We start from the raw sequence: 19,379 nt of genomic DNA on the forward strand, positions 1-19,379 counted from the left end.
AATTGTCGAATTTTATAAAAACAAATGGAAGCTAGGCTAATTTCTCGCTTCCATTTTAAACTTTTACACTTACACAAAACTTCCTACATCAATAGTCAGCACTTGGCCGTCTCGGACAACCTGCTGCCCTGCAATGTAGACATCCTGAACATCGCTGCCCTTGACTGCGTACACTAGGTGCGACAGCATATTTTCCAAAGGATAGAGGTGAAGTCGTCCCTTAGGTTGAATGACAATGAAATCGGCTTGCTTGCCCGTTTCCAGACTACCAATTTTGTTATCCAATCCCAGCGCTTTAGCTCCTTCAATAGTCAAAGCTTTCAAAGCCTGCTCAATCGTAAACTGGGTCGCATCGCCTGCCCGCATTTTCTGAAGAAGAGCAGCTGTCCGACCTTCTTCAAACATATCCAGATTATTATTGGAAGCGACAGAGTCTGTCGCTAGGCCAACGGTCACCCCAGCGGCTAGTAAGTCGGTCACCGGAGCTACTCCAGAAGCTAGCTTGAGGTTGCTGATAGGATTGTGGGCGATGCTGACTGGTGAAGCCGCCAAATCCGCAATCTCTGACGGATTCAGTTCAACTCCGTGAGCAAAAATTGCTGGCTGCTCCAAGTAACCCAAACCCTTTAAGAAAGCCAGAGGCCGTTTGCCATAGCGCTCCAGTATGATTTTATTTTCATCCTGTGTCTCCGCCACATGGATATGAAGCTTCAAATCCAGTTCACGCGCTAGCTCAAGACTGCCCTTGAGCAACTCTTCGTCACAGGCATAAGGCGAATGAGGCGCCACCATAACCTGAAAATCTTCATCGTCATAGGAGAGGATTTTCTCAATAATGGTCCGAGTACGAGCCAGAGTCTCTTCTGCCGTTTCTACCTCTGAGCTAAAGAGTGTTGGTGAGAAATAGCAACGCATACCGGACTGCCGCACAGTTTGATAAATCCGGTCAATCTCTACTCCCTGAGGATTATACATGTCGTTAAAAGTTGTTGTTCCTGACAGCAGCATTTCAGCCAGAGCCAGCTGGACAGCCTCGGTCGTTAGATCCGATGTGAACTGACTTTCTGCCGGCCAGATATAGTCCTCTAGCCATTCATGCAGATTACTGTCATCACGAATCCCGCGTAGCAAGGTCATGGCGGAGTGAGTATGACAGTTGACCAGCCCTGGCATGATCCAAGTACCTTCATAATCCACTGTTTCACTACATTTCCCTAGCCAGCTTTCATCATAGGGACCACAGTAGGCAATGCGGTCATCTTCCACGACCAACAGCCCTTCCCGGTAAACATGAAATGCGCTGTCACAGGTCACTAGATTGACATTTGTATAAGCTTTCATCCGCCATATCCTCACTTTCCCAATACTTGGCTTCAAGAGATTTTAGCTATTATAACAAGCCTAATCTAATTGCGCAAGTCTTTTAATACAATTATGGCATAAAAAAGAGCCCCAGCTGAGGCCCTAGTTGTCAATCATTATCTATGACTAATCTTCCGTGTCAGGAAATCCCCAACAAACTGAATAAAGAAGATGAGCAGCAAAATAAGAATGGTCGCAAGAATAGTTACATCATGGTTGAAACGCTGATAACCATAAGTCAGGGCAACATTTCCCAGTCCACCAGCTCCAATCGCTCCGGCCATAGCGGTCTCACCAACCAGAGAAATGAGCGTAACAGTCGTCACCCGAATCAAGTCCGGCATACCTTCCCGCAAGTAAACACCGACAATGTCCCAGAAGGTTGCTCCACTAGCCTGCGCCGCCTCAATGACTCCTCGGTCTAGTTCGGATAAGACCACCTGAACCTGACGGGCAAAGAAAGGAAAAACAGCCAGCGAAAGAGGGACCAAGGCCGCAGTCGGTCCAATCCCAGTTCCCACAATAATCCGAGTAAAGGGATTAATAAGGGCTAGGAGAATGATGAACGGAATAGCCCGGAAGATAGAGGTAACCTTGTCCAAGACGAAAAAGACAAGTCTATTTTCCAAAATACCTCTCGGCCCTGTCAAGACGAGCAAGAGACCAGCGATAAAGCCTAGAATCCCTCCGATAAAGAAAGGAATGATAGTCATATACAGAGTCAGGTAAATAGCTGTTCCCCAGCCAGCCTGCCCAGACCATCCCATTCTATAAACATTGGGCATAAATTGTTGAATCAGCTGTAGCATTAGTTACTCCCTTCTTTCAGAACATGCAGCTCTACTCCTGCTTCGCGCAGACTTTCCTGGACCGCCGCCAGTTGCTTGGTCTCTCCAGATAAGATAACGACCATTTCTCCGACCGGTACATGATCTAAAATCTCAATATTGGCGTGAAGAATATTGGCAGATATATGATACTGCTTGTAAATGTCGTTTATAATGGCTGTGTCCGTTACCACACCTGAGTATTTCAAGTGGGCCAGAATGGAATTTTCCGGCAGGTTTTGCACAATCTTTTGCTGGTTGATTTTAATCATAGCCTCATTGATACCGGTTGCGGTCGTAATGAAGTCTTGGGTCAGCTCATTCTTGGGATTAGAGAAAATATCCAGAACTGAGCCTTCCTCAATCAGCCGGCCATTTTGCATAACTGCCACCCGGTTAGCAATGTCCTTGACAATCTGCATTTCGTGGGTAATGAGGACAATAGTCAGACCCAATTTTTGATTCAAATCCTGCAATAGAGCCAGAATCTGCTTGGTGGTCTTAGGATCCAGAGCGGATGTGGACTCGTCCGAGATTAGGATTTTGGGATCATTGGCTAAGGCCCGTGCAATGGCCACCCGCTGCTTCTGACCGCCAGACAGCTGGGCAGGATAATTGTCCGCCCGATCTGCTAAGCCTACCAAGTCCAAAAGAGTGTGAACTTTCTTCTCTTTTTCAGCAGCTGATAAAGGTGAATGCTTAAGCGCAAAAGCAACATTTTCCTTGGCTGTCATCTGAGCCATGAGGTTAAAATGCTGGAAAATCATCCCGATATCCTTACGCTTTTGACGTAGCTGAGCCGCAGTAAGCTGAACCTGATGATGATCATAGAAAACCGTATCATCCACCGTAATCTTACCGGCAGACGGCACCTGCAGCAAGTTAATGACACGAACCAGAGTAGATTTTCCGGCACCAGAATAACCTACAATTCCATAAATATCTCCCTGATTAATATGAATGGTCACATCTTCTACGGCCTTAATGTCTTGCTTTTTTTGATTAAAAACGACATCAATGTGATCCAATTTGATAATTTCTTTGCCCATAATTTCCGATTCACTCCTTGATTTGTCCAATATGTGATTTATCCTCTGTAGCCTTTTAGTTTGATTTCCGTCTGTCACTTGACTAGGGAAATGTGATGCCATAAGCCGCAATCTTTACCGACTTAACCCAAAGCCAGATACTGTTCAAACTAAATGACCATAATAGCAGATAAAGGGCTGGAGAAGCTAATCTCCGCCCTTCTTAATCATTTCATTTATTCAATACAATGACCTTCTGCTGGAAAAAAATTACCAAACTGGCTGATCCATACCATCTGATGATTCTTCAATAACTTTTTTCACTTCATCAGTGTGGTAAGCCTTGATAATTTTTTCAATTGCGTCAGCCTTGTCTGATTTCTTCCAATCTGGTTTCGCTGCAATCAGGTTATACCATTGTTTTGAGTTTTCATTGGCTTCTTCTTTGAAGAGGGCCTTCTTGTAGTCAATGCCTGCTTCGCGGACGAAAGTATTATTGACAACTGCAGCATCTGCTGAAGTCAGAGAAGCTGGCGTTTGAGAAGCATCCAACTCAGAAATGGTCAGATTCTTCTTGTTTTCTTTGATGTTGGCAACAGTCGCAAGTTCCTTACCTTTAACATCAAGCTTGATCAAGCCAGCTGATTCAAGAAGATAAAGAGCGCGGCTCTCGTTTGTCGCATCATTTGGAACAGCAATTGTACCATTTTCTGGGATGTCTTTCACATCTGTATATTTATTTTTGCCGTCCTTTGTACCAGAGTAGAGACGAATAGGAGCGATATAGGTATCCGCAACAGACACAAGGTCTGCTCCCTTCTCTTTGTTCCAGTTTTCAAGGAAGTTGTAATGTTGGAAAGCGTTGATATCCACATCACCGTCAAGCAGAGCTTGGTTAGGCTGAGAGTAGTCGGTAAACTGTGTATACTCTAATTTAACGCCTGCATTTTCTTTGTCAAGAATCTCTTGAACCTTGTTCCAGCGCGCTTCTTCTGTATCACTCAGGCTCATTACCCCAACCTTGACGGTTACAGGTCCGTCTGCTGATTTGCTCTCCTTACTAGAAGAGCCTCCGCAAGCTGCCAAACCCAAGGCTGCAAGGCCGACTAAGCCGACTGAAAAGATTTTTTTCAAATTCATCATTTATTCTCCTTTAATGGATAAAATTCTAAATCTTCTATTTTATAAGATTACTTCTCATTTTACCATGTTAAAGGAGACTTGGCTTATATAAATAATTTATCGCCGTGATAAAAAAAATATATGACTGATTGAAGCATTTGAGTTGATTTTATGCCCTTTTACTGCATGAAGGTCAGCAGATAGCCATATCCTTCTGCTTCCATTTTTTCTTTTGGAATAAATCGCAGAGCTGCTGAGTTGATGCAGTAGCGCAAGCCGCCTGCTGCTTCTGGGCCGTCTGTGAAGACATGCCCCAGATGGGCGTTCCCTGAACGGCTGCGCACTTCGATCCGCTCCATGCCATGGCTCTTGTCTTCATAGTATCTCAGAACTTCTCTGGCAATGGGCCGGCTAAAGCTAGGCCAGCCGCAACCAGACTCAAACTTGTCTCCAGCAAAAAAGAGGGGCTCCCCAGTCGTCACATCTACATAAATTCCTTCCTCAAAAGTGGCATTATAGGCATTATGGAAAGGGCGCTCTGTCGCACTGTTCTGGGTCACCTGGTACTGCTCTTCCGTCAGCTGCTCTTTTAGTTCCACATCTGTAGGCTTCTCGTATTGGCCTGGATCGACCAAGGGCTGATAGGCATCATTGACATTGATATGGCAGTAGCCACCAGGATTTTTCTTGAGATAATCCTGATGATAGTCCTCAGCTAGAACATAATGGCGCAAAGGTTCTAGCTCAACAACAATCTTTTGTCCCAGTTGTTTTTCCTGTTCAGCAAAGACCTGCTCAATGACCGCCTTATCGGCTTGATTGGTATAGTAAACGCCCGTCCGATACTGACGTCCTACATCATTTCCCTGCTTATTGACCGACAGAGGATCAATGACTCGGAAATAATAGAGCAGGATTTCCCGCAGGCTAATCCGCTTTTCATCATAGACCAGATGAACCGTCTCTGCATGATCCGTCTGGTGAATCAGCTGGTAGTTGGTTGATTCTACTTGTCCATTGGCGTAGCCCACTGTCGTTTCCTCCACACCCTCAATGCGGGAAAAATACTCTTCCAAGCCCCAGAAGCATCCGCCAGCTAAATAAATTTCTGCCATAAAAGCACCTCATTTCTTTGCGACTATTCTCTCATAAAAGAAGTTGAAATTATAGCAATTTGATTGGAACTTTCTTCAAATTGATATGAAAAGCTGGGTCTTAATGACAATCAACCCAGCCATGTTCTTCATTTCAAATCACTACAACTCTTGTATAGAAGATTACTCCTCAATATACTTCAATTTTCCTCGGAAATCTTCCAGACTTTCATAGCCTTTTTCTTCCATAATAGTCTTGAGTTCTGCGGTGATGCGCTTGAAGACTGCCACTCCTTCTTTATGAAGGGTTGTTCCTACTTGCACCATACTGGCACCACAGAGGATATGCTCAAAGGCATCGCGCCCCGTCAGGACACCACCAGTTCCAATGATTTGGATTTCCGGTTTCAGACGTTGGTAAAAGGCATGGACATTGGCCAGAGCAGTCGGCTTGATATACTGACCTCCGATACCTCCAAAACCATTTTTCGGACGAATGACCACTGACTCATCTTCTATGTAAAGGCCGTTTCCGATTGAGTTTACACAATTGACAAACTTGAGCGGATATTTGTTAAAAATCGTAGCGGCTTGATCAAAATGCACGATGTCAAAATAAGGAGGCAGCTTGATACCCAGCGGCTTGGTGAAATAAGCAAAAGCCTCTGCCAAGATTTTTTCCGTCGTTTCAAAGTCATAGGCAATCTGTGGCTTACCAGGGACATTGGGACAGGAGAGATTGAGCTCAGTAATGCCTTTAAAGTCACTTGCCTGCACTTTCTTAAGAATAGTGTGGGTTTCTTCTGGCGACATACCGACCAAAGAGAGGAAGAAAGTCCGATTTGCTTCGCTTTCCTGGAGTTCCAGCAGGTAGTCAAGATAGTAGTCCAAACCATTGTTGGGCAGGCCCATGGAGTTGATAGACCCCAGCGGAACATCCTGATAGCGCGGTTCTGGGTTTCCCTGACGAAATTCGAGCGTCGCTGTCTTGGTCACAAAGGTTCCTGCAGCAGAATCTTTGACTTCCGCCAGTTCCTCTTTTGTCATGCAGGCAACCCCAGCTGCATTCATCAGGCAGTTGTCAAATGCAAAACCAGCAATCTGTGTAGATGTCGAAACCATAGTAAAACGCTCCTTTTTCTTTTGAAGGCGAGTGCCTTTAGCTCATTTCCTCTATTATATCACCAAACTCCACTTTTTCGTTTTTTTAACCGGCAATTCCTGACTAACGTTCGGAAAACATCCCGTTCGCTTGACTATTTTCTGGAATGTTTCAGAAAATAAATTGTGGAAATTTTTAGAAAATTCAACTTTTTTCTTTACAAGAGAAAAAAAGTCTGCTATAATGTTCCATGTAATAAAATATGACATCTAAAAGATGCCTGTTTTAAAAATTTAAACACATCCTCGTCACACAAGCTGCAAGCAGCTTCCGACAGGATGGTTTACTATTTTATTTAAAGGAGAATGACAGATGACAACTGCTAAAGAATATATCCAAAGCACTTTCGAGACCGTAAAAGCCCGCAACGGACACGAGGCAGAATTCCTCCAAGCTGTTGAAGAGTTTCTCAATACTCTGGAGCCCGTTTTCGAAAAACACCCAGAATACATTGAAGAAAACATCCTAGCACGTATTACTGAGCCTGAACGTGTAATCAGCTTCCGTGTTCCTTGGGTAGACCGCGAAGGTAACGTACAAGTCAACCGCGGTTACCGCGTGCAATTTAACTCAGCAGTTGGTCCTTATAAAGGCGGACTTCGTTTCCACCCAACTGTAAACCAAGGTATCTTGAAATTCCTCGGATTTGAGCAAATCTTTAAAAACGTCTTGACTGGCCTGCCAATCGGCGGTGGTAAAGGTGGATCTGACTTTAATCCCAAAGGTAAGACTGATGCTGAAGTGATGCGCTTCTGCCAAAGCTTTATGACAGAATTGCAAAAGCACATCGGCCCATCTCTTGACGTTCCAGCTGGTGATATCGGTGTCGGCGGACGTGAAATCGGATACCTCTATGGCCAATACAAACGCCTTAACCAATTCGACGCTGGTGTCTTGACTGGTAAACCCCTTGGATTTGGTGGTAGCTTGATTCGCCCAGAAGCAACTGGTTACGGCTTGGTTTACTACACAGAAGAAATGCTCAAGGCTAACGGCCAAAGCTTTGCTGGCAAAAAAGTGGTTATTTCCGGTTCTGGTAACGTAGCCCAATACGCTCTTCAAAAAGCAACTGAGCTTGGTGCAACTGTTATCTCTGTATCTGACTCAAACGGTTATGTGATCGATGAAAACGGTATTGACTTTGATCTTTTGGTTGATGTTAAAGAAAAACGCCGTGCTCGTTTGACTGAGTATGCTGCTGAAAAAGCAACTGCTACTTACCATGAAGGTTCTGTCTGGACTTACGCTGAGAAATATGACATCGCTCTGCCATGTGCGACACAAAATGAAATCAATGGCGAAGCTGCCAAACGTTTGGTTGCTCAAGGCGTTATCTGTGTATCTGAAGGTGCCAACATGCCGAGCAATCTGGATGCTATCGCAGTCTACAAAGAGAACGGTATCTTCTACGGACCTGCCAAAGCTGCCAATGCTGGTGGTGTAGCAGTATCCGCTCTGGAAATGAGCCAAAACAGCCTTCGTATGTCATGGACTCGCGAAGAAGTTGACGGCCGTCTCAAAGACATCATGACAAATATCTTCAACACAGCTAAAGCAACTGCTGAAACATACGGACTTGGTACTGACTACCTTGCAGGAGCAAATATCGCCGCCTTCGAAAACGTAGCAAACGCTATGATTGCGCAAGGTATTGTTTAACTAATCGATACATCCTATCGGAGGACAAATCATGAACTTGCGGCCAATGGAAGTGAGAGACAATCCAGCTGTAGCGCAGCTCATTCGAGCTAGCCTAGAAGAATTCGGGCTTGACAAACCAGGAACTGTCTACTTTGATTCTCATCTAGATCATTTGGCCGACTATTATCAACAGCAAGAGAGGGCAGCTTACTTTGTTCTGGAAGATGAAGGTCAACTCGTTGGCTGTGGTGGCTTTGCACCTGTGTCTGATAAGATTGCCGAATTACAAAAACTGTATGTCACTAAAAACAGTCGTGGCAAGGGGTATTCCAGTCGGCTGATAAAGCAGATATTCCAGGAAGCCCGTCTAGCAAGTTATGAACAGCTTTATCTAGAAACCACTACTGAACTGGCTACAGCCGTGGCCGTCTATCAACACTATGGTTTTACATCACTGCAACAACCACTTTCTAACGCTGCCGGCCACCCAGCTATGAATATCTGGATGATAAAATCCCTCTCATCAGATGAATAGATGTCAGTATACTCTGGCCGCCTCAAGGACATCATGACTAACATCTTCAACACAGCTGAAACTTACGGACTTGGCAAAGACTACCTGGCTGGTGCTAATATCGCTTCCTTCGAAAACGTAGCCAAAGCTATGATTGCTCAAGGTATTTGTTTAAGCACTATCAAACTAGAATAAATCCGACTGCTTTTATAAGCAGCCGGATTTTTATATATCTAATTTTTCAAAAAATTTGCCTGCTGACTGCTTTTCTTTTAGCTTCTCAAGCAGCTCATTCTCCAGAAAAGGGCTTAGCTCGTCAAAATCTTGGCAAACCTTAAAAACAGTCTCTCTGTCCAACTGGCCATAAGTTAGTTCATAATAATCCTTCTTATGATGCCAGTTCTGGTCATAGTTGACATCTGTCCGTTGATAGTAAATAATGTTTTGCTTCGGTGTCAGGTAAAGCTTCTGCGTCAGAATGCTTTTCTGATCTTTGGACAGCTTACTGCGGCTGAAAATTTTAACACCTTGAAAAATCTTGCGCTCATGGATACCTTGATTTGTGACTTTCAATTCTATTCTTTTATAATGCATACTGATACCTCCAGAAATCACCTACATTATATCAGGTTCTGGCAGATTTTCAAGCAAAAGTGTCATTTCCAAAAGTCTTTAGTCGCCTCTAAAATTTCTTCTGTCGGTGTTACTGTGGCCTCAATAATGCTCTTGCCAGTCTTTTTCAGATAGGCTTGTATCAGATAATAGCCATAAGCATAGCCTGCAGCATAGGGCATACCAACTGGAATTTGACCCTGTATCTCAGCGATTTCATCACCGTATAGATAAGGAGCCATTTCCGCCATCCCCGTTAGCTGAAGCTGACTTGAGATGATGGGCTTAATCTCTTCTAACTGCTCGGAACTAGTCGAAGTGACCCAAGGTCCGATGAGCTCCTTGCTATAGAGTTCAGCTGCAAAAGACTCTGCCAATCCTTCACTAACTACCCAGTCTGCCAATGTCGTCTGCTGGTTCCATTTGATAAATTGGAAGCGGACATTATGATTGCACTCGTGGGCTAGCGCCGCCTGTACACGTGGCAAAGTATAGTCATTCGGTAGCAGGCTAAGCATGAGGTAGCCTGGAATTCCTCCATCTCCGCTGTAACCCTTATTGAGCTGTAGCATGGGTTTTTCAGGATTTCCTAATAAAATAGTAAAATGGTAATCCTCAACCTCTAAGTCATAGCCAGCTTGCTCAAAAAGACCGATACTCCTCTTGATGGTATCTTGACAATTTTGCCAGAGTTGATCAGAGCTCAGAGCATCAATAGCCGGTCTATCCTTTTCTGACAGAGTACTGGGTAGCTGATTCATAAAGCCAAGTAGGAAAAGAGAATCAAATCCTCCGGGATACTTCGCTTTCAGAGGAATGTGTTGAGTTTGATATTTTGTTGCAAAAGGTGCTAAAATCTTAGCTCGAAAACAACCTTCTCTCTTTTCTACAGGCAGCTCGAGCATCTCTTGATAAACTTTATCCGAACGAATCATATTGATTTTCATGGTAATCTCCTTTTCTAATTTTCACCAGTATACACCCTCCTCTAAGGTCAGAGTCAAGAAAAAGATTTGAAACTTTCGCCTCAAATCCTCTTTTATCTATAACATTTGCTGCCTCCACTTTCAAATCTAGTGAGGAAAGTAGCAAAGGTATTAGAGTAATAGGATAGTTTTCCCTATTGCTCCTTCTTTTTCTCTTGCTTTGGCTTGCTTTTCTCCTTTTGCCACTTAGCATTTTCGTAGGTCACGGTATAGGTATCCTCATCGCCGCCTTCCCCGTCAAAAACCAAGTCAAAGCGGATAGACTTGCCTGGCGCTAGATTGGTGCCGATTTGTGTATTGTCAAAGGTTGAGCCGTCCAAAATATAAACATTTTCCTTCTTGTCATAAAGTCCAAAGTCATAAGGACTGACAAGAATGGGCTTTTTAGAAGTATTTTCAACCGTGATAGTCGCAACGACAGCTACCCCTGTTGACTCATCGCTCATGACTCTCTTGCTATCTTCCACTGCCGAATGAACTGTCACCTTGAGTCCGCTGGAAAATTCAACTGTTTTCTCAAAAGCATGGCTGGAATAGGTCTCTAAAGGCGAGTTATGGTAGCCTGTGAGAGACTTGAGATGGTCATTTTCCTCCATAAGGCCAATCGTAGTAATGACGAGGAGAATGCTGAGCAAGGCCAGAAGAAAGATGATAATACCAGACACTAGAGCTGCCCAAAAGAGACCCTGCTTGTGGAGAGGACGTTTTAAACGGTAAACAAGATTGTCCTCACTGACAATCTCCTGCTGAATTCGCTGATTCATATGGACCTTTCTAATCAATAATTACTTGCCTTTTGAAAGAGGCCCAAGCGTTGGGAGCTCAATCCCCTCTCGTAAAAGCGCCTCATGGTAAAGACGGTAGAAGATATGGTAAATAGAAATCTGCATGCCTCCCTGCACTATCATGCTGATACGGAAGTTGAACTGGCCATTTGAAGCCATCTGCGGCCCCAAGATATTCGGCTCTTTAAGAATCTCTGGATGTTCTGGCACGGCTTCTTCATTGACCTTGGCAATGATGCGGTAAATCTCGTCCAAATCCGTCTGGGCATAAATGGGGATATCAATCAGGACCCGCATATCTCCACGAGACAGATTACTGACAACCATGATATTGCGGTTGGGCACAAAATGAAGCGTTCCGTCCGCGTCCCGTACCTGCGTCGTCCGAATCCCGACACTGATTACTGTTCCAGCGATGTTGATAGGGCCGTTAGTCAGGCGGACATTGTCACCGACATCTAACTGTCGCTCGAGAAGAATAAAGAAGCCATTGACCAGATCCGACAAGAAGCCCTGGGCTCCCATCCCGATGGCCACCCCGGCAATTCCGGCACCAGCTAAAAGGCTGGAAACCGGCAGTCCCAAGATGGATAAAACCCAGTAAATCAAGAGGAAATACAAGACATAATTAAGCAGATTCTCAATGAGACGGGTAATGGTTTTCTGTCTGGCTACATCCTGCTTGGATAGCTTGAGAGAGGGAGCAATGATCTTGGTCACTGACAAATGCAGGATTTTCTTAACGATGTAAAATAAGATAAAAAGCAGAAGTAAAGAGACCAGCTTGGAAAAAAGGTCATCTGCAATCTTGCTCCAGTCAAACTGCTGGATATAACGGGAAAAGACATTTCCGGTCTTAGACATAGGCTACCTCCAAAAAGATTACTACCATTATACCACAAAGACCAATCTGCATGGACATAGAATGGTTAGCATGACCTAGCATTGCTTTCACCCCCTTCCTATCGTATAATAAAATAAGTATCTAAGACAAGAAAGGAACTTACATGGTCCATCGCTTCATCACTATTTGGAATAAAACCAATCTAATCAAGCGGATTTCCATTGGTATTGGCATTGGTGTCCTGCTGGCTGTCATCTTCCCCCAAGCACAGGCCATTGGACTTCTGGGCCAAATCTTCGTTGGCGGCCTCAAGGCCATTGCTCCGCTCCTAGTCTTCGCTCTGGTGGCAAACGCCCTGTCTCAACAGCAGAAAGGGCAAAAGAGCAATATGAAGACAGTCATCTTGCTCTATCTTCTGGGAACCTTTGCGGCTGCCCTGGTCGCGGTTCTGGTCAACTTCTTCTTTCCCATTCGCATAGAGTTGGCTTCGTCCTCCCAAAAGGTTTCTCCGCCAGACGGAATCGGACAAGTCCTCAGCAATCTTCTGCTTCAGCTGGTGGACAATCCCGTCAACGCACTCATCACCGCTAACTATATCGGTATCCTTTCCTGGGCTGTCATCTTTGGGATTGCCATGCGAGAAGCTAGCCACCACAGCAAGGAACTGCTGCAGACCTTGGCAGATATCACTTCTAAGATTGTCGAGTGGATTATCAATCTAGCCCCTCTCGGTATTCTAGGCCTGGTCTACACGACCATTTCCGGGAAAGGCTTCCAGGCTCTAAAAAGCTATGGTGTCCTGCTGCTAGCCTTGATAGCCAGCATGCTGATTGTCGTTCTGATTATCAATCCTTTGATTACCTTTATCATGCTGCGGAAAAATCCCTATCCCTTGGTCTGGCGCTGTTTGCGAGTCAGTGGTGTGACTGCCTTTTTCACGCGCAGCTCAGCGGCTAACATCCCTGTCAATATGAAGCTTTGTCGGGATCTGGGACTCAATCCAGAAACCTTCTCAGTTTCTATCCCTCTGGGAGCCACTATCAACATGGCAGGGGCTGCTATTACGATCAATACCCTGACCTTGGCTGCTGTCAACACGCTAGGTATCAGGGTTGACTTTGGAACGGCTCTCGTTCTCAGTGTCGTAGCGGCAATTTCTGCTTGCGGGGCTTCCGGCGTAGCTGGCGGTTCTCTTTTGCTCATTCCAGTCGCCTGCAGCCTCTTTGGGATTTCCAATGATTTGGCCATGCAGGTAGTCAGCGTCGGCTTCGTTATCGGTGTCATTCAGGACTCCTGCGAGACCGCCCTCAACTCTTCTACTGACGTTCTCTTTACAGCTGTGGCCGAGATGAGCAGCTGGCCAAAAGAAAAACGCTATTAATTTCGACAAAAAACCTCTAGACTTCCATCATTACAGAAAACTAGAGGCTTTTTTATGTGCGAAAATTAGTTCTTTCGATGCTTGGCAAAGTATTTCTTTGTTTCACTGATAACAATAGGAGAAAGCACCAGAAGAGCGATTAAGTTTGGCAAGGCCATGAGGGCATTGACAATATCTGCAAGAATCCAAACCGCCTCTAGACCCACAAAGCCACCGAGTACAATCATAAGGACAAATAGCAAGCGATAAACGCGGATATAGCGCACCCCAAAGAGAAATTCAAAACAGCGCTCACCATAGTAATTCCAGCCCAAGATAGTCGTAAAGGCAAACAGAACTAGAAAGACTGAAAGCAGAACCGGACCAAAATTAGCAAAAACCCTCGCAAAGGCTGCCTGAGTCAGGGACACACCGTTGAGATTGCCATCCCAGACCCCTGTGATTAAAATCGTCAATCCTGTCAGGCTACAGATAATCAGGGTGTCTATGAAGGTTCCGGTCATAGAAATCAAGCCCTGTTCTACCGGTTCCTTAGTCCGAGCTGCCGCCGCTGCAATGGGCGCTGATCCCAAACCAGATTCATTGGAGAAAACTCCACGCGCGACCCCGTTTTGAATTGCCATCTGGATGGTCGCACCGGCAAAGCCACCGACAGCAGCCGTCTGGCTAAATGCTGAGCTAAAGACCAGTTGGAGAGTTGGCAGCAATCGATCTAGATTGACCGCTAAAACAGTCACAGTCCCCAAGATATAAATCGCTGCCATAAAGGGCACAACCTTGGTCGATACTCGAGCAATAGATTGGATGCCACTGAAAATAACCAGAGCCACCAAAATAGCCAAGATAGAAGCTGTCACAGCTGGAGGCAGCTGAATGGTATTCTGCATGGCCTCTGTGATGGAATTGACCTGCGTAAAGGTCCCAATCCCCAGGAGAGCCACCAAGATACCAGCTATCGCAAAAAAGATGGCCAGCGGGCGCCACTTCTCGCCCATTCCTAGTAAGATATAGTGCATGGGTCCGCCCGCCATAGCACCATGAGCATCCTTGCGGCGGTACTTGATAGCTAAGAGGCCTTCGGCATACTTCGTCGCCATCCCAAAGAAAGCAGCTACCCACATCCAGAAGAGGGCACCCGGTCCACCGGTTTTAATGGCCGTTGCCACTCCGATGATATTTCCCGTTCCCACAGTCGCAGCCAGAGCCGTACAGAGAGCCGCAAAGCTAGAGACATCGCCCTGATGCTCCTCGTCTGATACAAAGATTAATCGAAAGGCACGCGGAAGACGAAAAATCTGCAGCAAGCCCAGACGCAGACTGAGATAAATACCGGTACCAACCAGCAAAATGAGCAGGGGCGGACCCCAAACAAAAGAATCTAATTGATTCAATATTTCCAACATGATATAAGCTCCTTTTCACACCGAGAAAAAGAAAGAGCACATGCAAAACATGTACTCTGGATGTGCTGGAGTAGGGAAATCCCTGCCTCTTCGCTCTGTCCTTTTACCTGAGAGTTTGAGCGGTTCTAAACCGCCTTGCCCCTTCGGTGCCATTCATGGTCTCTCCAGAGTTCCGTCCATTTCACAGTCAGAAGCGTCCGCCTCTTTCTGAAAAACTTCGTTCGGTGTTGATTATTAATTTTCTATTATTCTAAAAGAACATTCGCCTTTTGTCAATATTTTATGAAAAATTTTAAGGATGTAAACGTTTTTTGATACAAAAAAAGAAGCCCAAAGGCTTCTTGCTTAGCTTAATCCGGCAATAATAGCCTTGAGCTGGTCTTTGGTGTGAACACCTGCGACTTGCTTAACGACTTGACCGTCTTTCTTGAACAAAAGGGTCGGAATGGACATAATGCCAAATTCGCGGGCAGTATTTGGATTTTCATCCACATCCATTTTGAGGATTTTCAGTTCGTCCTCATGAACTTCTCCTGCCAACTGCTCCAAGATAGGCGCCTGCATGCGGCATGGACCGCACCAAGTTGCCCAAAAGTCAATCAGAACCAATCCATCTTTTGTTTCTTCTGCGAATGTTGCATCTGTAACTGCTGCTACCATAAATTTTCTCCTTTGAATAGCTTACTTTTGATAACATTTTACACCAAAAGCTAGAGAAAGAAAAATATTTGCTACGGGTAGACCTTAGTCGCTCAGTGAGAAATGGTTAATCATGAGATTGCTGGCATCCAAGAGTACTTTCTCCAAGAGCTGGTCTGTCGCTTCTTGCACCTTGTCGCTCATGGCTTGATTTTCAGCTTCAAAGTCCACATCCTCCCCCTTAGCCAGAGCTTGGTCTACCCGACCAATCATTTCATGGCCCCAAGCCATGGTCTTTTCCTGATAGTCATCCAAGTCTCCGACATGACTGCTAAAATGAGCATCAGCCAACCCAGCAATGAGTCGATTAGCCCAGTAGAAAGAATCTGTCGAAACCTTGTCCGTCGTATTGGCAAAGTAGTCTGGCGTTGTTGAGACTTGAGTAAAGAAAGGAACGGCTGTATTGTAAGGCATGGAGCCGTAGGATAGCCATTGGATACCAGTCGTTTCCTGCGGTTGATTAGGGCGCAGCTGCAAGATGGCTGTCTGACTGGTCCGATTGATCCCAATAGTCCGAAAGGCCCGTCTGCTGTGGTGGTCCCCCTCTGCTCCGTAAGGATCATAAGGTGAATCCTGATAGTGACTGCTCAGGACATACTTGACATCTTCGATCGTGATCTTGCGGTATGGCTTGCGGCACCATGGGATGAAGAAGCTCCTTGGATCTTGCTCCACTTCTGGATTGAGAAAACGCTGGATATCCCAAGCACGCGGTGTATTGTAATGACGGTCCTTATCCTTCTGGCTGCCAAAAGCATAGCGTGGATTGAAACCCTCGTCCGAGTAATTCAGATTGAGATGGTTTTCCTTGATAAAGTTTTGGAGATTTGGATGACAGAGGAAGTGCTCAGGATTGTCAAATTCAAAATAATCGCTGCCCAGCTGATTGGGATTGGTCACATAGGCATCATCCGGCACGCGCCGCGCCATCCAATGGTGGCCGCCAATGGTTTCCAGCCACCAGATTTCGTTGACATCTGAGATTGCAATCCCATTGGACTCATAAGTGCCGTACTCCTCTAGGATTTTCCCTAGACGAAGAACCCCTTCGCGAGCTGTCTTGATATAGGGAAGAACCAGCGTAAGGATATCTTCCTCGCTGATACCTGACTCTACCAAAGGGTCAGCCCCCAGTACGCGGCTGTTGGTCGTAATCGTTTCCGTTGCGCTGACAGCAACATTGTAGCTGTTAATCCCAGCAGCTCCCCAAATCCCATCTTTGGGAACTGCATCTGGCACTGCCGTATAGCGGACTGGATTGTCCGGCAAATCCATCTCAAAAGACGTCAAAACAGACTGATAATGACGGGGCTGGTCTTGTGGCTCCACTACGACAAATTTCTTGGGTGTAAAGACCCCGTTTTGTGAATCCTCCGTACGAGCCACAATGGTTGAACCGTCGTAACTGGCCTTCTTGCCCACCAAAATAGTCGTGCAGGAATCTGATACGTGTTTTAATCTCATTATTTTCCCTCCAATGCTCTTTATGCTGCTTACATTATATCAAAAAAATGGCTTAACCAGCCATTTTTCTTTATCCTTCTTACTTAAAGATCACAATCGTCGCACCGCTGCCACCGGCATTTTGCGGAGCATAGCCGAAGGACTTGACGTGCTTGTTGCGGCGGAGGTATTTTGTCACCCCTTCACGGATGACCCCGATCCCGATACCGTGGATAATATCCACCTGAGCCATGTTATTGAGGAGGGCCTGATCGATAAAGGCATCCAGCTCTTCCATAGCCTCTTCATAGCGTTTGCCCCGTAGATCCAGTCTGGCTTTCGGTCCAGCAGTATTGGTCCGCTTGACCACATTGACCTGCTTGCGCTTAGGTTGCTGCTCCTTTTCAGCCTTGAGTAAGTTAAACTCCTGCTCTTCTAGAGTCATCTTGATAAGACCGACCTGAGCTTCCCAACGGCCGTCCTTGAGCTGCTTGACCAAGGTTCCCCGTTGACCATAGCTTGTCACCAGAATATCATCTCCCACCTTGGGCGCCCGATTTTTCTTGGCCTGCTTGAGCACCTTATTCTTTGATAAATCAACCGTTTCTGGTGCCAACTTTTTAAGCTGAGACTTGGCTTCAATAATCTCATGCGGTTTGAGACTGGACTTGTCATGAAGATTTTTGAGAATGCTCTCACTCTCTGACAAAGCCAAATCAACGATTTCCTGAGCTTCCAACCGTGCCTTATTCAGCTCGGTTTCCTTTTCTCGGTTAAACTCATTGTAAAGTTTTTTGAGGGCTCGGTTAAATTTGAGATTTTCTTGCTCCACCTCGCGGATATTATCCAAGCGCTTGCGACTTTCTAGAGTTTGCTCCTCTAGGCGCTCAATAATCCGATTGACATCACTGTCTGTGTCGGTCTGCTCTTGGGCATGACCAACGATAACTTCCGACAAGCCCAAACGTCGAGCAATTTCAAAGGCATTGGAGCGGCCAGGCACTCCCTGCATAAAGCGATAGGTCGGCCGTAAACTATCTGTATCAAATTCCATGCTAGCATTTTCCACCCAGTCCGTCTCAATCCCATAGGCTTTGAGCTCAGGATAATGGGTCGTTGCCATGGTTTTAATCTGCCTTAGCCGCAAATCTTCCAAGATAGCAATAGCCAGAGCTGCACCCTCTTGCGGGTCAGTCCCAGCTCCTAGCTCATCCAGCAGAACCAAACTCTCGCTATCAACCTGCTCTAAAATAGAGACGATATTGGTCATGTGACTGGAGAAAGTCGACAGACTCTGCTCAATGGACTGCTCATCACCAATGTCTGCAAAAATCTGACTGAAAATCCCGACACGGCTCCCCTTGTCCGCCAGAATCGGCAATCCTGACTGGGCCATGATCTGAGCCAAGCCTAAGGTCTTCAGCATGATGGTCTTACCACCGGTATTAGGCCCAGTAATGACAATCTCTGTCAAATCAGGCCCGAAATACAAGTCATTAGCCACTGCATTTTCAATCAGGGGATGGCGGACACTAAGCAGTTGGATATCCTGCTCTTCTGACAGATCTGGCACCACCGCTCCCGTCTCCTGCATGAAGCGGACCTTGGCACGCACCAGATCCAGATGTCCGATAATCCAAGCATTGTTGGCAATTTCAGCTGCATGGGGACGGAAGAGGTCTGATAATTCTTGCAAAATCCGCTGAATTTCATAACGCTCGTCCGCCCGACTGCTGGCAATTTCTTCGTTGAGGTTGACAACTGCTCTAGGCTCGATATAGACGGTATTGCCGCTGGCTGAAATATCGTGAACCACACCAGAAATGCGGTTGCGATAGGTATTTTTCACAGGCAGCACATTGCGACCATTCCGGCTAGCCACTACCTGATCAGCCAGCATCTCTCCCTTGTTTTTGAGAATCTCCTGCAGAATTTCCCGCACCTGGTTTTCATTTTCTTGAATCTTTCGGCGGATACGGCTCAAATTTTCGCTGGCAAAGCTTTCGATAAAACCGCCATCATTCACAGCTTGCAGGCTTCCTTGTAGCTTAGGGAACACAGCCAGATTCTCAAACAGACGGTCCAGCTTTTCCAAGTGCACATTTTCCAAGTCCTCATAAAAGGACTTGAGTTCCTGAGTCACAGCCAAGACGCGCTTGAGAGCCAAAAACTCCTCAATATTCAAGTCGCTCTCCAGCTCCAACCGCTTGGTCAAGGCAGTGATATCCTGAGTCGCAGCCAGACTAAAGTGGGGATGCTGCACAAAAATCTGCTGCATATCTCTCATTTCCAGAAAAGCCGAGGCCACTGTCTCCTTCTTGCTGGTCGGCAAGAGCAGGCCTAGCTCCAGCTGCCCCTGCTCGGTCAAAAGATAGGGAGCAAAAAGTTCTTTAATCTTTTTAAATTCTAAGGTTTCTAAAATTTTTGTGTTCATAATTTTCTTTTCTAGTAAAAAAGAACTCAGCTAGCAGGCCAA

At 45.8% G+C, this 19,379-nt stretch carries 17 protein-coding genes, 1 pseudogene and 1 riboswitch; of the genes and pseudogenes, 4 read left to right on the plus strand and 14 right to left on the minus strand.

The annotated features are described in order from the left end of the window. Positions 1-69: 69 nt before the first annotated feature. From FOC72_RS08330 to FOC72_RS08355, 6 genes are all read right to left on the minus strand, one after another. Complete coding sequence (locus FOC72_RS08330) at positions 70-1,341, minus strand: TRZ/ATZ family protein (RefSeq protein WP_002896568.1); 1,272 nt, start codon at positions 1,339-1,341, stop codon at positions 70-72. 137 nt (positions 1,342-1,478) lie between these two features. Continuing rightward, positions 1,479-2,171 (minus strand): methionine ABC transporter permease, encoded by a 693-nt coding sequence (locus FOC72_RS08335; RefSeq protein WP_002896569.1) that lies wholly within the window; start codon positions 2,169-2,171, stop codon positions 1,479-1,481. Further along, the gene (locus FOC72_RS08340; protein ID WP_002923210.1) at positions 2,171-3,238 is read right to left on the minus strand and encodes a methionine ABC transporter ATP-binding protein; all 1,068 of its coding nucleotides are present in this window, start codon (positions 3,236-3,238) and stop codon (positions 2,171-2,173) included. Before FOC72_RS08340 ends, FOC72_RS08335 begins: the two co-directional genes overlap by 1 nt. Before the next feature lie 249 nt (positions 3,239-3,487). Continuing rightward, a complete protein-coding gene (locus tag FOC72_RS08345; RefSeq protein ID WP_002896572.1) occupies positions 3,488-4,360 on the minus strand; it encodes a MetQ/NlpA family ABC transporter substrate-binding protein in 873 nt (290 codons plus the stop codon). A 158-nt stretch (positions 4,361-4,518) separates the two neighbouring features. After that, on the minus strand, positions 4,519-5,454 hold the full coding sequence (msrB, locus tag FOC72_RS08350; protein ID WP_002896573.1) for a peptide-methionine (R)-S-oxide reductase MsrB: 936 nt from the start codon (positions 5,452-5,454) through the stop codon (positions 4,519-4,521). Positions 5,455-5,616: 162 nt separating this feature from the next. Then, on the minus strand, positions 5,617-6,555 hold the full coding sequence (locus FOC72_RS08355) for a dihydroorotate oxidase (protein ID WP_002896574.1): 939 nt from the start codon (positions 6,553-6,555) through the stop codon (positions 5,617-5,619). A 352-nt stretch (positions 6,556-6,907) separates the two neighbouring features. Between FOC72_RS08355 and gdhA the strand changes: the two genes are divergently transcribed. The 3 genes and pseudogenes from gdhA to FOC72_RS08370 form a co-directional block, all read left to right on the plus strand. Beyond that, positions 6,908-8,254 (plus strand): NADP-specific glutamate dehydrogenase, encoded by a 1,347-nt coding sequence (gene gdhA / locus FOC72_RS08360; RefSeq protein WP_002896576.1) that lies wholly within the window; start codon positions 6,908-6,910, stop codon positions 8,252-8,254. Between the two features lie 31 nt (positions 8,255-8,285). Continuing rightward, positions 8,286-8,771 (plus strand): GNAT family N-acetyltransferase, encoded by a 486-nt coding sequence (locus FOC72_RS08365; protein WP_002896578.1) that lies wholly within the window; start codon positions 8,286-8,288, stop codon positions 8,769-8,771. A gap of 15 nt (positions 8,772-8,786) precedes the next feature. Beyond that, positions 8,787-8,945: pseudogene (locus FOC72_RS08370) on the plus strand (NADP oxidoreductase); the annotation flags it as partial. A 30-nt stretch (positions 8,946-8,975) separates the two neighbouring features. On the opposite strand, the gene FOC72_RS08375 reads toward FOC72_RS08370, so the two are convergent. The 4 genes from FOC72_RS08375 to FOC72_RS08390 form a co-directional block, all read right to left on the minus strand. Beyond that, entirely contained in the window at positions 8,976-9,344 is a 369-nt protein-coding gene (locus tag FOC72_RS08375) for an EXLDI protein (RefSeq protein ID WP_002896581.1), read from the minus strand. A gap of 62 nt (positions 9,345-9,406) precedes the next feature. Continuing rightward, on the minus strand, positions 9,407-10,309 hold the full coding sequence (locus FOC72_RS08380; RefSeq protein WP_002896582.1) for a DUF2268 domain-containing putative Zn-dependent protease: 903 nt from the start codon (positions 10,307-10,309) through the stop codon (positions 9,407-9,409). A gap of 173 nt (positions 10,310-10,482) precedes the next feature. Then, positions 10,483-11,112 carry a DUF4352 domain-containing protein gene (locus tag FOC72_RS08385; protein ID WP_002896583.1) on the minus strand — a complete coding sequence of 210 codons (630 nt, stop codon included), beginning with the start codon at positions 11,110-11,112 and terminating at the stop codon, positions 10,483-10,485. Positions 11,113-11,133: 21 nt separating this feature from the next. Beyond that, positions 11,134-11,997, minus strand: a complete 864-nt coding sequence (locus FOC72_RS08390; protein WP_002896584.1) for a mechanosensitive ion channel family protein — start codon at positions 11,995-11,997, stop codon at positions 11,134-11,136. Positions 11,998-12,140: 143 nt separating this feature from the next. Between FOC72_RS08390 and sstT the strand changes: the two genes are divergently transcribed. Beyond that, positions 12,141-13,358, plus strand: a complete 1,218-nt coding sequence (gene sstT, locus FOC72_RS08395; RefSeq protein WP_002896586.1) for a serine/threonine transporter SstT — start codon at positions 12,141-12,143, stop codon at positions 13,356-13,358. Between the two features lie 65 nt (positions 13,359-13,423). Here the strand turns inward: sstT and FOC72_RS08400 are convergent, their stop codons facing one another. From FOC72_RS08400 to FOC72_RS08415, 4 genes are all read right to left on the minus strand, one after another. Next, complete coding sequence (locus tag FOC72_RS08400) at positions 13,424-14,761, minus strand: alanine/glycine:cation symporter family protein (RefSeq protein WP_002896588.1); 1,338 nt, start codon at positions 14,759-14,761, stop codon at positions 13,424-13,426. An 85-nt stretch (positions 14,762-14,846) separates the two neighbouring features. Continuing rightward, positions 14,847-14,939: riboswitch (glycine riboswitch) on the minus strand. 167 nt (positions 14,940-15,106) lie between these two features. After that, positions 15,107-15,421: a thioredoxin gene (gene trxA / locus FOC72_RS08405; protein WP_002896589.1), complete on the minus strand. Its 315-nt coding sequence runs from the start codon at positions 15,419-15,421 to the stop codon at positions 15,107-15,109. 84 nt (positions 15,422-15,505) lie between these two features. After that, entirely contained in the window at positions 15,506-16,924 is a 1,419-nt protein-coding gene (locus tag FOC72_RS08410) for a C69 family dipeptidase (RefSeq protein ID WP_002896590.1), read from the minus strand. A 79-nt stretch (positions 16,925-17,003) separates the two neighbouring features. Then, the gene (locus FOC72_RS08415) at positions 17,004-19,337 is read right to left on the minus strand and encodes an endonuclease MutS2 (protein ID WP_002896591.1); all 2,334 of its coding nucleotides are present in this window, start codon (positions 19,335-19,337) and stop codon (positions 17,004-17,006) included. Between the last annotated feature and the right edge of the window lie 42 nt (positions 19,338-19,379).

The sequence above is a fragment of the Streptococcus sanguinis genome (assembly GCF_013343115.1).
Classification (GTDB): Bacteria; Bacillota; Bacilli; order Lactobacillales; family Streptococcaceae; genus Streptococcus; species Streptococcus sanguinis_H.